Genomic DNA, 13,048 nt, shown 5'->3' with positions numbered 1-13,048 from the left:
TGCAGCAAACGCCAATTGTGGTGAAGGGAACCGGGCCATGTGGATACAGATATTGCAACGCTTCCTTATTCTGTGCCTGATGCTGACGATCGTTTCCGTCATCGCGTTTCTTTTGCCCTATATGGCGGGTGGCGATCCGGCCCGCACCATCCTGTTTTCCCGTATGCGCGATACCGCGCTCGATCCGCACGCGGTGGAGGCGCTGCGGATAAGTCTCGGGCTCGACCGGCCGCTCTATGTGCAATATTTCGCCTGGCTCTCAAACGCGCTGCGCGGCGATCTGGGCTTTTCCTTCACCAGCAGCCAACCCGTGGCCGGTGAGCTTTTGCGCTCTCTCGGCGTATCGGTAACGCTGGCGCTGACGGCGCTTGCAATCGCGGTCGCCGTTGCCCTGCCGCTCGGTACGCTGGCGGCGATGCGCCCAGGCGGGCGGCTCGACAATTTCGCGACGCTGATGATCCAGACCTTCGTTGCGACGCCGGAATATTGGTTCGCGCCCATGTCGGCGCTGGTCTTTGCGCTCTATCTCGGCTGGTTGCCGTCGGCGGGATGGGACAGCTGGCGTTCGCTGGTGCTTCCCGCCTTGACCCTGACGTTGCGCCCGCTCGCCTATTTCACGCAGGTGACACGTGCAGCGATGGCCGAGGTTCTGCGCGCACCCTATATCACCGCGGCCCGCAGCCGGGGTCTCGGCATGCATAGCACAGTCTTGCGGCACGGCGTCCGCAACGGCTCGCTGCCGGTCGTCACCTTCTTTGCATTGTGGCTCGCGGGCCTGCTTGGCGGATCGGTGGTCGTGGAAGTCATCTTCGCCATCCCCGGCATGGGTCGGCTTCTGTACGACGCCGTGGTCAATCGCGACATCCCCATGCTGCAGGGTGGTTTCATCTGCATCGTCGCCCTCTCCATCCTGATCAATACCCTGGCCGACGGCTTTTATGTCCTGATCAATCCAGCAATGCGAGGTCACAATGACCATTAGCCAGTTCCCGAGCGCGCCGGTAGCCGCCTTGCCCCTGAGCAATACGCCCATGACCAACACGCCAATGACCGCCACCCCCAAGCGCCCGTCAACCTTCAGTCGGTTCACGGACTTCATCAGCCGGCGGCATTGGACCTTTTATGCGGGATCGGCGATCTTTCTCGTCATCATCCTGCTGCTGGTCATCGCGCCATGGATATCGCCCTATAATCCCGCACAGCAGAACCTTCGCCTGCGGTTGAATGCGCCAAGCGCCACCTACTGGCTGGGAACGGACCATCTCGGCCGCGACGTGCTCAGCCGGTTGCTGATAGGCGGTCGTTTCACGGTCACGATTGCCGCCATCACCGTCATTCTGTCGGTCGCCATCGGCACCTTTGTCGGCATCATCAGCGGCCGCAGCCGCGGTATCCTTGACGAAGTCCTGATGCGCGTGGTCGACCTGCTCATCGCCATTCCAGACGTGGTGATCGCCATCTTCCTCGTCGCCATCTTCGGGCCGGGATATGGAACCTTGATCGCGTCGCTGACGATTGTCGGCTGGACGCCTTTTGCGCGGCTGGCGCGCGGGCTGACGCTGTCGATCAATTCCCGCGAATATATCCGCGCGGCGGAAGTGCTTGGCTGCACGCGGCGCTTCATCATCTTCCGGCATATCATTCCGAACACGATCTGGCCGATTGCGGCCGTGGCGTTCCTGCGTTTCGGCCACAAGCTCATCACGGTCGGTGGTTTGTCGTTCCTGGGGCTCGGTGTGCAGCCGCCGGCCGCCGACTGGGCGCTGATGCTGGCCGATGCACAGGCTTATGCAGAGCGCATGCCCGTTCTCGTCATCGCACCCGGCCTGGCGATTTTCCTCGCAGCCTTGAGCGTGACGTGGATCGGCCACGGGCTGAACCTGGAGACCAAAAAACAGAATGGTCATTGATGCCTGTCGGCAGGTAATGGCCGGCTTGATCATCGTCAAACATAGCTGACGCAAAGGAACTGGAAGGAGAGTAATATCGTCTGAAGCCGCATGAAAATACGCAAATGCCTCCGATTCAATAAAAATAAGGGGAACTCTTATGAATATCGAAGGACAAACGCATGCCATTACGGCCATGTCTCCCGAATGCGCACCGCTTCTGGAAATAGAGGACCTGCACGTTTCGGTGCCGGCGCAAAATGGCCGAAAATTTGTCATTTCTGGCCTCACTCTTTCCGTCAATGCCGGTGAAGTGGTCGCTCTCGTTGGCGAATCCGGTTCCGGCAAGAGCATGACGGCCCTGTCATTGATGCGGCTTTTGCCGCAGGGCGCGGAAATCAATTCCGGCCGCATTTCCTTTGCCGGGCGCGATATCCTCGCGCTTTCCTCCTCCGAACTCGATGCGCTGCGCGGTGCCGATATCGGCATGCTGTTCCAGCAGCCGCAGGCCATGCTTGATCCGACCAGCCGGGTTAAGACGCAGGTTGCCGAGCCGCTGTGGGTCCATCGCAAGATGAGCAGGAGCGCTGCGCTCAACCGGGTCGTCGGCCTCCTGTCAGATGTCGGCATTCCAGACCCGTCGGCGCGGGCGCAATGTTTCGCACATGAGCTTTCCGGTGGCATGGCGCAGCGTGTCATGATTGCCGCGGCACTCTCGGGCAATCCACAACTGCTGATCGCTGATGAACCGACAACGGCTCTCGATGTCACCGTTCAGGCACAGATATTGCGTCTGCTTGATGACGAACGTCGCAAGCGTCGGCTCGCCACCCTGCTGATCACCCATGACCTGTCGGTCGTTGCCGCCTTCGCGGACAGGATTGCGGTGATGTATGCCGGCCGTATCGTTGAGGAGGGGCCGACACAGGCGATCCTCAAGGCGCCGCAACATCCTTATACAAAGGCACTGATCAGCTGCTCGCTTCTGACCACGGACAGTGAGGGACAGTTGCTGACGATCCCCGGATCGAGCTCGCAGGCCCATGACATGTCCTGCGGCTGCCGGTTTCATCCGCGCTGCGCGCTTGCCAAGTCGGCCGACATGGGCAGCCGGTGCATGGCGTCGGAACCGGATCTGAATGCCCTACCGGAAGGGCGTAAGGCGCGGTGCTGGGCGGTCGGTGAGGACCATGCCGGCGACCATACCAACCACGCTATCTGCTGAAGGAGGGGACGATGCAATTGACAGCTGTAAAACAGACCCCGCCATCCGCCGATAGTGACACTCACCCCTATGTGGTGGCGAAGAACCTCTGCAAATATTATCCGATATCCGGCCTCGGTCACCGGGTGGTGAAATCAGTCGACGATGTGTCCCTGACCATCGGTGAAGGAGAAGTGCTCGGCCTTGTCGGCGAATCCGGATGCGGTAAAAGCACTGTCGCCGGGCTGATCACCCGGATGACCCACGCGACCAAAGGCGAGGTCAGCATCGGCGACCACGACATATTGCACATGCAGGGCGAGACGCTGCGGCGCATGCGCCGGGTCGTGCAGCTGGTGTTTCAGGACCCATATTCCGCGCTTGATCCGCGCATGCGCATCGGGCAGAGCATGGAAGCGCCGCTGGCCCAGCACGGCATCGGCAACCGTGAGGAGCGCACCGCGCGTGTGTTCAGGATGCTGGAGGAAGTCGGTCTCGATTCATCGTTTTTCGACCGTTATCCGAGCCAGTGTTCCGGCGGGCAGTTGCAGCGCGTCGTCATCGGGCGCGCACTTCTGCTCAATCCAAGCTTCCTTGTCTGCGACGAGCCGACCTCGGCGCTCGATGCTTCCATGCGCACGCAGATACTCAACCTCTTGATGGACATGAAACGCCGCCATGGTTTGACGGTTCTGATGATTTCCCACGACTTGCGTGTTGTGCGTTATCTCTGCGATCGCATCGCGGTGATGTATCTCGGGCGGATCGTCGAAATCGCCGATCGGGAAGAGCTTTTTCGTGCGCCGAAACATCCCTACACCAAGGCTTTGATCGCTTCGTCAATGCTGGATGAAACCGGCCTTTACGCGCCGGAAATGCTGCTCGACGGCGATTTGCCGAGCCCGCTCAATCCTCCGAGCGGCTGCAAATTTCACACCCGCTGCAAATATGCGACGCCGATTTGCAGCGAAAAGGAGCCGGTGCTGGAGGGCGTTGCCGGCGAGCATTTCGCCCGTTGCCACCATTGGCGTGAATGGAGTTGAAGCACGAAGCAGTTGCGGTTTTGTGCTTTGGTAAAAACAGATGAATCGTGTGTCTGAGGTTTAATATCGGAATTAAATTCCGAGTATAGCGCAATAAAATAAATGTTATTCAGATGGATATTCGATGAGTATCCACTGGATATTCTTTTGTCTTATGACTTGAGGAAATTTAATCGGCAATTTTATGAAAATAAGTGAATTGTGAGCGTTATCATCAAAAATAAAAGGGGAATATTCCATGATGAAGCACGCACTTTTGGCGACATGCGCCATCGTGACTGCGTTTGGAGCCGATGCAGCCAAGGCCGGCACGATTACCTATGACGATAATTTCGGGGTGAAGACCGGCTGGCAGATGGCGTCCGACGATGCCTATCTCGGCTCTCGCGCGGGTTGTTTCGAAAGCCTGATACGTGTCGGCTACGACATGAAACTGGAGCCGAGTCTGGCTGAATCCTGGGCACAGACCGGCCCTAAGGTATGGGAATTCAAGCTACGCAAGGGCGTCAAGTTCCAGAACGGCGAAGCGCTGGATGCCAAGGCCGCGGTCAATGCGCTCTCCAATCTTTTGCAGGCACCGGTTCCGGCCCGTGCCTTTTCACCAAAGCTGATCGCTAGCGTCGAAGCGGGCGGCGATGATACCGTGAAGATAACCACGATCGAGCCATCGGTGCTGCTGCCCGCGCAGATGGCGAGCCCTGCCACCTCCATTCTCGCGCCATCGGCCTATAAGGATGGCAAGGTCGATCCAGTCGGAACCTGTACCGGACCTTTCAAGATCACGGAGGTCGATCCCAGCCAGCATATGATGCTGACTGCCAATCATGATTATTGGGGTGGCATGCCGAAACTTGCGGGCGGCCGCGTGAATTTTGTGCCCGATGCCGACACCCGCGCCACCCAGGCAAGAACCGGGGAAGCACAGATTTCGCGCCTCGTTCCGCCATGGACCGTCAAGACCATCGAATCGACCGACGGCGTCAAGGTCGCGCCTATCCCGTCGCCCCGCATCACGGAACTGTTGCTGAACAACTCCAGACCGCCTTTCGACAATATCAAGGTGCGGCAGGCGATCCAGGCCGCCATCGATACGGGGGGCATCGCCGACAGCATCTATGAAGGTGCGGTGAAGGGCGCCGCCATGCCCTTTGCATCGGGTGAGCCATGGGCTGCAAAGGAGGCCAAACCCGCCTATGACGTGGAAAAAGCCAAGGATCTGCTGAAGGAAGCGGGCATTGCACCCGGCAGCCTGAAGGTGACGCTGCTTGCCTATACGGCAAAGACGGAACTGAAGGATGTCGCGGCGATCATTCAGGCGCAACTGCAGGAACTCGGCATCAAGGTTGATGTCCGCGTTGCCGATTACAGTGCGATCGAACCCGACCTTCTGGCCGGCAAGTTCGATATGGCGCTGCTGTCGCGCGGTTATGCCACGGATGTTGCCGAACCGGCCGGTTTCCTGAATGCCGATTATACCTGCGGCGGCAGCTACAACATCTCGCATTATTGCAATGAGGCGACCGACAAGCTGATCAAATCCGCCTACGCGACGGCCGAACCCGCCAAGCGCTATGCCATTTACAGCGAGGCGGCGCAGAAGATTTACGACGAAGCCGTCTCCGTCTTTCTGATCCATGAGACGGTGTTTGATGCCTATTCGGCCAAGCTCGAAAATTACAAACCCCATCCGCTCAACTACTTTGTCATGACCAAGGATCTGGCGACCAAGTAATCTGGCGCGATATTGCCGATGAAGAGGGACTCGGCTCGCAAGAGCCGGGTCTTTTTTGATGGTAAATTGGAGAACTTCTCCTCCCGCATTTCGGCTCATGGCCAAGATGACGGTATGTGATGATTTACGTCATTAGCATCGGGAAAACCTCCACCGTCATCCCTGTCGAAGGGAGAGGGCATCTGCCCTATCGGGAGGCGAGGGGGACGAATACATATGTCGTCCAAGGGCTGTCACAGAATTTGAGTGAAGCTGGGTAGAGCGATCCGGCGGCTGCTGGGATAAAGCGCCGCCGGTGTCTTTTCAGATCAGGCGCATGCTTCCGGCGTATAGCCTGCAGCGGTAATGATTTCAGCAATACGTGCAGCATCTGAAACGCCGCCGACGACAACGGTGCGGCTTGCCGGATCGGCATGCACGGCGGCACCGGGAACGGTTTTTTCGATCGCGCCCTTGATCACACCGGCGCAGTGACCGCAGGTCATGTCTTCAACATGGAAAGAAAGATCGGCATCAACCGGTGCCGTGGTGGTTTCGGCGTGATGCTGGTGAGCGGTGCACATGGGGCGGTTCTCCTTGGTTGGAATTCGTAACAGGGAGAGCCTGGACTATTCCAACGTGGGAAGGTCAAGCGCTTTATTCACGCAGGATCGACGATCTCAATTCTTCCAGAAAATCGGCATCAGCAGCACCAGAACCGTCAGGATTTCGAGACGCCCGAGCAGCATCATCACCGAGAGGAGATAAAGCGCCGGGTCGCTGATCGTGGAGAAATTTCCCGCCGGACCGATGATCGGGCCAATGCCGGGGCCGACATTGGCAAGCGAGGTCGCAACGGCCGAGGTGGCGGTGAGGAAATCATATCCCATCAGGCTCATGGCGAGGCTGCCGGCGATCCACAGCGCAATGAAACAGCTGACAAACAGGAAAATCGTCCGGATCGTATCCGGATCAACGATCTGCTGTCCGTAACGGACCGAATAAACGGCATTCGGATAGATCAGCTTTTTCAGCCCGGCCCGCACCACGTTGAACATGATGAGGAACCGGTACGCCTTTATGCCGCCAGCCGTCGAGCCGGAGCAGCCACCCATGAAGGTCGCAAAAAAAGCGACGATGATGACGAAGGGACCCCAGAGCGTATAGTCGTCGCTGGCGAAACCGCCTGTGGAAAGGATCGATGTCATGTTGAAGAAGGAATGGCTGAGCGCGTCATCCAGCGGCACGCCGTTTCTAAGGTGATGATAAACGCCGACTGCAATCGAAATCGCGCAGAGGTAGCCGAGGAAGACGGCGATCTGCGGATCGCGCAGCGTCTCCAGCCGGCGGCGCACGGCAAGCAGGATCATCACCGAAAAGGGCAGGCTGCCGAAGATCAGGAAGACGGTGGCGATCCACAGGAGCGCCGTGTTGTTGAAATAGGCGAAAGATGCGTCATGGGTCGAAAACCCGCCGGTTGCGACGGTCGACATGGCATGGTTCAGCGCATCGAAATGCGACATGCCGGCAAAGTCGTAAGCAACCGTGCAGGCCAGCGTCATGATGATATAGATCGCCACGAAAGCGCGGGTGAAGCTTGCCAGCCGCGCGAAGGGCCGGTCGTTGCCGGTATCGGAGGATTCCATGCGGAAGAAGGTCATGCCGCCGACGCGCAGCAGCGGCAGGATGAAGAGACCCAGCGCGACGATACCGATGCCGCCCAGCCAGCACAGCAGCGAGCGCCAGAGCAGGATGCCCTGCGGCGCATTGTCGAGACCGGCAATAACGGTCGATCCCGTCGTCGTGATGGCGGAAATGGATTCGAAAAGGGCCTGGCCAAGCGTCAGGTTGAGTTCGGACAAATAAAGCGGAACTGCCCCGACGATGGAAAAGACCAGCCAGAGAATATTGACGAGCAGGAAGCCGAAACGCTTGTTGAAGGCGGCAATCGGCCCGCGCGTCGCAAGCGCGCAGGCAAGCGCAAAGCCGCCGCACATGAAACCCGACAGTGCAAAAACCATCCAGTCGTCATTGCCGTAATAAAGGTCGGTCAACGCTGGAAGGAACATGGCCGTCGCCATGTAAAGCCCGAAGATGGACGAAACGTATATGACCGAGCGCAGAAGGTTGCTGTTCAAGAAATGAAACCCAGAGTTCGTGGCCGCGCTGAAATGAGTCTTTGTCTCCGACGCCTTCCTATGGCATAGCGGGTGCCATTATGAATTTCAATGGATTGACTATCGTGGACAAGCAGCTTGTGGAAGCAGCGCGGCGGGAAGTGCGGGAAATATTCCCGGAAACGCCGTTGCAGTTGAATGAACATCTCAGCCGTCGGTATGGCGCGTCGATTTGGCTGAAGCGTGAAGATCTGTCCCCGGTTCGTTCCTACAAGATTAGAGGCGCATTCAACTTTCTCCGCAAGGCGGTGGCCAAGGCCGGCAAGGACAAGGTTTTCGTCTGTGCGTCCGCCGGCAACCACGCCCAGGGCTTTGCTTTCGCCTGTCGCCATTTCGGCGTTCACGGCGTCGTTTTCATGCCGGTGACGACACCCCAGCAGAAGATCGAAAAGACCCGCATCTTTGGTGGAGAATTCATCAAAATCCGGCTGGTGGGCGATATATTCGACCAGTGCTATGCAGCCGCGCGTCAACACGTGCAGGACAATGACGGTTACATGGTGCCGCCGTTTGACCACGAGGATATCATCGAGGGTCAGGCGACGGTCGCCGCCGAGATCATGGACCAGCTTCCGGAAGGCACCAAGCCTGATATCGTCGTCATGCCGGTTGGCGGCGGCGGGCTTTCGGCCGGCCTCACGGGTTTCCTCGCCGGCACTGTCAGTAAGGAGAACTTCGTGTTCTGCGAGCCGGAAGGCGCGCCGAGCCTGAAAAAGAGCCTTGAACGCGGAGAACCGGTGACGCTGAACAAGGTCGATAATTTTGTTGATGGCGCTGCCGTCGCCCGCATCGGCGATTTGAATTTCAAGGCGTTGAAGGATTTTCCGGCCGAGCAGGTCATGCTCATCCCGGAAAACGCCATCTGCGTGACGATCATTGAGATGCTGAACCTTGAGGGCGTGGTGCTGGAGCCCGCCGGCGCGCTGGCGATTTCCGCGCTCGAAAAGCTTGGCCGCGAGAGGCTGGAAGGCAAGACGGTTATCGCCGTCGTTTCCGGTGGCAATTTCGATTTCGAGCGCCTGCCGGATGTGAAGGAACGCGCCATGCGTTACACCGGCGTGAAGAAATATTTCATTCTGCGCCTGCCGCAGCGCCCCGGCGCGCTGCGTGATTTCCTCAACCTGCTCGGCCCGGACGACGATATCGCCCGTTTCGAATATCTGAAAAAATCGGCCCGCAATTTCGGCTCGATCCTGATCGGTATCGAAACCAACGCGCAGGAAAACTTCGCAGGGCTTCTGGAGCGCTTTGAGGCCGCAGGCCTTGGTTATGAGGATATTACTGAAAACGACATCCTGTCGAACCTGATCATCTGATCGGGCAAGAACGGCAGGGAAGGGCGGGGCATATCCGCCCTTCAAACACGATATAGATCAGGGAGTGAAAACCATGGCATCGTTTTTTTCCAAAATCCTTTCGGCCTTCGGTTCTGGCCAGCCGTCCGACGCACCGCAGAAGACGGTGCAGGCGGAGCCGCATGCGCATGGCGACTATCTGATCTATGCGACGCCGTTGAAGGAAGGCGGCCAGTTCCGCTTGGCCGGCCGCATCGAGAAAAAGGCTGGCGAGGAAGTGCTGGTGCATGAATTCGTGCGCGCCGATGTCTTCAGCAGCATGGATGATGCGGTGGAGTTCACGATCCGCAAGGCGAAGCTGATCATCGACCAGAACGGTTCATCGCTTTTCCCAGGAAAATGATGACGTTTTCTTACTCTCTAAATTAAGATTCCGTTGGTTGCTTAGGCCTATCGTCCTTGAAGGGCATGGAGTTGCGCCGATAGACCGGCGTGATGTGGATCGATAGGGCGTGTGCCGATGCAATGGGCAAATCTGGCCCTCTTCCTTACGGAGGCCATCGTCTATTTTTCGGTAATGACGGCATTCCTTCATTACCGGCATATTCTCGGCATCGGTGTTTTTCTCACCGCGCTGGGTGTCATGCATTTCATGGAAACCTATCTGGCCGCCGTCTTTTATGTCGGCCTGCCTTTCGGCGTGGCCTCGCCGGGTTCTTCCATCCTCTTTGCCGGCAAATTGATGATGATCCTCATGCTTTATATGCGCGAGGATGCGGCGGTCGTGCGCCAGCCGATCTACGGTCTGCTTCTCGGCAATATATTGACCGTCATCATGGCGCAGATCATCCGGTTTCATCAGACGGTGGCGATCGTCCCCGGACAGTCGGTCAATACCGGTTTTCTTGATGAGGTGGGCGTGCTGATGGTCTGGGGCACCAGCATTCTCTATGTCGATGCCATCGCCATCATCCTGCTTTACGAAAAGCTGGGGCGGTATTTGCAGCGCCACATCGTGCTGCGCTTTGCGATCTGTGGCGTCGTCATTTTAAGCTTTGATCAGGCTGCTTTTTACGGGGCATTGCGATATCTGTTCGATGCGCCGGTCAATGTCTTCTACGATGGCTGGAAGGCGAAGATGGTCGCGGTTGGCATCTATTCGGCCCTGTTCGCCCTCTATCTCGGTCTGACATCGACCAAGGGGCGTTTCCTGACATGCCGCAGCGTTGCTGATGTTTTCAACGATCTCACTTTCAGAGAGCGTTATGAAGAGCTTCTGTCCCGCTCGGGCCGCGACATGCTGACAGGTGTGTCCGACCGCGCCCGCATGGAACTCGATGCGCCCTCGGTCGTCGTGGAATGTCTGGAGAAACAGCGGCCGGTCAGCGTGCTGATCGTCGATATCGATCATTTCAAGACCGTCAACGATACCTTCGGCCACCTCCAGGGTGATGAGATATTGCGGGAATTTGCCGCCGTGCTGAAACGCAGCGTACAGCCGCATGGACATCTATACCGCTTCGGTGGCGAGGAATTCGTGGCTCTCCTGCCGGCAATGGCGCATGAGGCGGCGCTTGCGTTTTCCGCGGGGCTGCGGGTGGCGATCCTGGCGGATCTGCGCCGCCCAGACGGTTCGCCTTTGACGGTCAGCATTGGCGTCGCCACTGCCTTTGAGGACGGGCAGCTTTTTCGCGCGCTTTTATCGGAGGCCGATGCGCGGCTGTATGCAGCAAAAAATAACGGCCGGGATCAGGTCCACGGCCGTTTCGGAATGTGGGTTGGCTGAGACCGGCAATCCAGCCGGCATCAGCCTGCCATTCTCTATGCTTCAGGCGGCCTGTGCCAGCTCGGCAACCTTGGCGCCGGCGGCGGCAATGGCCTTCTCGACGGCTTCCGGGCCGAATGCCAGGCCTTCGACATAGATCACTTCCACATCGGTCATGCCCATGAAACCGAGAACGGTCTTCAGGTAAGGAACGGCATGGTTCATCGATACGGCCGGGCCTTCGGAATAAACGCCGGCAGCGGCGAGTACGATATAGACCTTCTTGCCCTTGGCGAGGCCTTCCGGGCCGGTTTCGGTGTAGCGGAAGGTCTGACCGGCGCGGGCGACATTGTCGATCCACGACTTCAGGCCGGAATAGATGTTGAAGTTGATGAGGCCGGTGCCGATGACGACGGTGTCGGCAGCCATAAGTTCGGCAACCAGCTTGTCGGAATATTCAGCGGCAACCGCTTCTTCAGCCGTACGCTGGTCGGCCGGCTTGCGGATTGCAGCCGTCTTGACGGTGTCGAGGTGCGGAATGGGATCGGCGGCGAGATCGCGGTGGACAAGGGTATTCGCCGCCGACTTGGCCTTCAGCTTGCTCGCGAGTTCACCGGAAAACTTGTTCGAAACCGATTCGTCGCCGCGCGGGCTGGAGGTGATGAGCAGAATGTTGGACATGGTCTTTCCTTGCATATGCGATGAATTGACGGGCGCCTTGGGAGGGCGGGAGAGCACGATGCCCTTCCTTTGCCCCTATATGGAAAATTGCTGCCATCAAGAAAACTGTGATAATGTGGAAGCAATCTATCGATGAAATGGATGGGACATGGACGCGAACCCCACACTCGACCAGTTGCAGGTATTTTTGACCGTTGCCGAGACCGGCAGTTTCTCCGCTGCGTCGCGGGCGCTCAACCGCGCGCAGTCGGTTGTCAGCTATACCATCGCCAATCTCGAGGCGCAGCTCGAAGTCACCCTGTTCGAGCGCGGCGGCGTGCGCCAGCCGAAGCTGACGGATGAAGGCCGCGCCATGCTGGAGGATGCAAGGCGCATCGTCGCCGGCCTGCAGGAAATGCGCGCCCGCGCCAAGGGGCTGAAGCAGGGGCTTGAAGCGGAGCTTTCCGTCGCCATCAGCACCATGGTTCCGGCAGAAGCCGTTGTTGCCGTGCTGCGGGATTTTCGCGAGCAATTCCCCACCGTCACCCTCAGCCTCAATGTCGGCGAGCTGGGTATGGTGATGGAGATGGTGCTCTCCCGCAAGGCGGGCATCGGCATCGGCGGTGCGCTGATGCGCCAGGATGATGAGCTGGTCGTGGAAAAAGTCGGCCATTCCTTCATGCTGCCGGTCGTCGCTGCCGATCATCCGCTGGCGCAGATCGAGCGGCCGCTGACCCTGGCGGATGTGCGTGAAGAGGTCCAGCTCGTCGTCACCGATGCCTCGGGCCTCACCAAAGGACGCGATTTTAATGTGCTCTCCTACAAGACATGGCGGGTGAGCGATATCGCCACGAAATACCAGCTGATCAAGGGTGGTCTTGGCTGGGGCGGCCTGCCCGCATCGATCGTCCGTAATGACCTGACCAATGGCAGCCTGAAGGCACTTGAACTCGAGGCCTATGAACAGGGTGAATATCCGCTCTTTGCATTGCGGCGGGTGGGTTCACCCGCAGGTCCTGCGGGTCAATGGCTTGCCGAGGCATTTCAGGAACGCCTCGCGGCCTGTCCGAAGCATAAGGATTTCAATGGGATGCTTGCCGCGAACAAGCAAAGGGATATTGCTGTCGCCGCTGAGTGACATTGGCTATTGCATGTGGAGCGAACGGGTGCCGCGAGCTTCTTCTCCCCGCCGGGGAGAAGGTCGCGGCAGCGGGATGAGGGGGAAAGGGTGGGGTCTATCGCTGGCGTTGCCCCCTCATCCGACCCTTCGGGCCACCTTCTCCCCCACGGGGAGAAGAAACGGG

12 protein-coding genes are annotated in these 13,048 nt (G+C 58.5%); 9 read left to right on the top strand and 3 right to left on the bottom strand.

Going from position 1 to position 13,048, the window contains the following annotated elements; translation table 11 throughout:
• Positions 1-37: 37 nt before the first annotated feature.
• The 5 genes from AKG12_RS09210 (at position 38) to AKG12_RS09190 (ending at position 5,868) form a co-directional block, all read left to right on the top strand.
• On the top strand, positions 38-982 hold the full coding sequence (locus AKG12_RS09210; protein ID WP_046798882.1) for an ABC transporter permease: 945 nt from the start codon (positions 38-40) through the stop codon (positions 980-982).
• Positions 972-1,910, top strand: a complete 939-nt coding sequence (locus AKG12_RS09205; protein WP_082178768.1) for an ABC transporter permease — start codon at positions 972-974, stop codon at positions 1,908-1,910. Before AKG12_RS09210 ends, AKG12_RS09205 begins: the two co-directional genes overlap by 11 nt.
• A 139-nt stretch (positions 1,911-2,049) precedes the next feature.
• Positions 2,050-3,114: an ABC transporter ATP-binding protein gene (locus tag AKG12_RS09200; protein ID WP_046798884.1), complete on the top strand. Its 1,065-nt coding sequence runs from the start codon at positions 2,050-2,052 to the stop codon at positions 3,112-3,114.
• Between the two features lie 11 nt (positions 3,115-3,125).
• A complete protein-coding gene (locus AKG12_RS09195) occupies positions 3,126-4,136 on the top strand; it encodes an ABC transporter ATP-binding protein (protein WP_052818570.1) in 1,011 nt (336 codons plus the stop codon).
• Positions 4,137-4,374: 238 nt separating this feature from the next.
• The gene (locus AKG12_RS09190) at positions 4,375-5,868 is read left to right on the top strand and encodes an ABC transporter substrate-binding protein (protein WP_046798886.1); all 1,494 of its coding nucleotides are present in this window, start codon (positions 4,375-4,377) and stop codon (positions 5,866-5,868) included.
• 308 nt (positions 5,869-6,176) lie between these two features.
• On the opposite strand, the gene AKG12_RS09185 is transcribed toward AKG12_RS09190, so the two are convergent.
• Positions 6,177-6,431 carry a heavy-metal-associated domain-containing protein gene (locus AKG12_RS09185; RefSeq protein ID WP_052818569.1) on the bottom strand — a complete coding sequence of 85 codons (255 nt, stop codon included), beginning with the start codon at positions 6,429-6,431 and terminating at the stop codon, positions 6,177-6,179.
• A 96-nt stretch (positions 6,432-6,527) separates the two neighbouring features.
• Positions 6,528-7,985 carry a TrkH family potassium uptake protein gene (locus tag AKG12_RS09180; RefSeq protein WP_046798887.1) on the bottom strand — a complete coding sequence of 486 codons (1,458 nt, stop codon included), beginning with the start codon at positions 7,983-7,985 and terminating at the stop codon, positions 6,528-6,530.
• A gap of 80 nt (positions 7,986-8,065) precedes the next feature.
• On the opposite strand from AKG12_RS09180, the gene ilvA reads away from it, so the two are divergent.
• From ilvA to AKG12_RS09165, 3 genes are all read left to right on the top strand, one after another.
• Positions 8,066-9,340: a threonine ammonia-lyase gene (gene ilvA, locus AKG12_RS09175; RefSeq protein ID WP_080842658.1), complete on the top strand. Its 1,275-nt coding sequence runs from the start codon at positions 8,066-8,068 to the stop codon at positions 9,338-9,340.
• 73 nt (positions 9,341-9,413) lie between these two features.
• Positions 9,414-9,722 carry an HlyU family transcriptional regulator gene (locus AKG12_RS09170; protein WP_046798888.1) on the top strand — a complete coding sequence of 103 codons (309 nt, stop codon included), beginning with the start codon at positions 9,414-9,416 and terminating at the stop codon, positions 9,720-9,722.
• Positions 9,723-9,839: 117 nt separating this feature from the next.
• Complete coding sequence (locus tag AKG12_RS09165; protein WP_052818568.1) at positions 9,840-11,105, top strand: GGDEF domain-containing protein; 1,266 nt, start codon at positions 9,840-9,842, stop codon at positions 11,103-11,105.
• A 42-nt stretch (positions 11,106-11,147) separates the two neighbouring features.
• On the opposite strand, the gene AKG12_RS09160 is transcribed toward AKG12_RS09165, so the two are convergent.
• Positions 11,148-11,765, bottom strand: a complete 618-nt coding sequence (locus tag AKG12_RS09160) for an FMN-dependent NADH-azoreductase (RefSeq protein WP_046798890.1) — start codon at positions 11,763-11,765, stop codon at positions 11,148-11,150.
• Positions 11,766-11,913: 148 nt separating this feature from the next.
• On the opposite strand from AKG12_RS09160, the gene AKG12_RS09155 reads away from it, so the two are divergent.
• Positions 11,914-12,882, top strand: coding sequence for a LysR family transcriptional regulator (locus tag AKG12_RS09155; RefSeq protein ID WP_052818567.1), 969 nt, complete (start codon positions 11,914-11,916; stop codon positions 12,880-12,882).
• The last annotated feature ends 166 nt before the right edge of the window (positions 12,883-13,048 follow it).

The sequence above is a fragment of the Agrobacterium sp. SUL3 genome, assembly GCF_001263295.1.
In the GTDB taxonomy this organism is placed as follows: domain Bacteria; phylum Pseudomonadota; class Alphaproteobacteria; order Rhizobiales; family Rhizobiaceae; genus Agrobacterium; species Agrobacterium tomkonis.
Note: the sequence above shows the minus strand (reverse complement) of the source record. Positions and strands in the feature narration are given on the sequence as shown.

Coding starts and splice junctions, on each gene's coding strand:
- AKG12_RS09160 (WP_046798890.1), bottom strand. CDS start 11,765: ATGTCCAACATTCTGCTCATCACCTCCAGCCCGCGCGGCGACGAATCG.
- AKG12_RS09200 (WP_046798884.1), top strand. CDS start 2,050: ATGAATATCGAAGGACAAACGCATGCCATTACGGCCATGTCTCCCGAA.
- AKG12_RS09195 (WP_052818570.1), top strand. CDS start 3,126: ATGCAATTGACAGCTGTAAAACAGACCCCGCCATCCGCCGATAGTGAC.
- AKG12_RS09210 (WP_046798882.1), top strand. CDS start 38: ATGTGGATACAGATATTGCAACGCTTCCTTATTCTGTGCCTGATGCTG.
- AKG12_RS09165 (WP_052818568.1), top strand. CDS start 9,840: ATGCAATGGGCAAATCTGGCCCTCTTCCTTACGGAGGCCATCGTCTAT.
- AKG12_RS09185 (WP_052818569.1), bottom strand. CDS start 6,431: ATGTGCACCGCTCACCAGCATCACGCCGAAACCACCACGGCACCGGTT.
- AKG12_RS09170 (WP_046798888.1), top strand. CDS start 9,414: ATGGCATCGTTTTTTTCCAAAATCCTTTCGGCCTTCGGTTCTGGCCAG.
- AKG12_RS09155 (WP_052818567.1), top strand. CDS start 11,914: ATGGACGCGAACCCCACACTCGACCAGTTGCAGGTATTTTTGACCGTT.
- AKG12_RS09190 (WP_046798886.1), top strand. CDS start 4,375: ATGATGAAGCACGCACTTTTGGCGACATGCGCCATCGTGACTGCGTTT.
- ilvA (WP_080842658.1), top strand. CDS start 8,066: ATGAATTTCAATGGATTGACTATCGTGGACAAGCAGCTTGTGGAAGCA.
- AKG12_RS09205 (WP_082178768.1), top strand. CDS start 972: ATGACCATTAGCCAGTTCCCGAGCGCGCCGGTAGCCGCCTTGCCCCTG.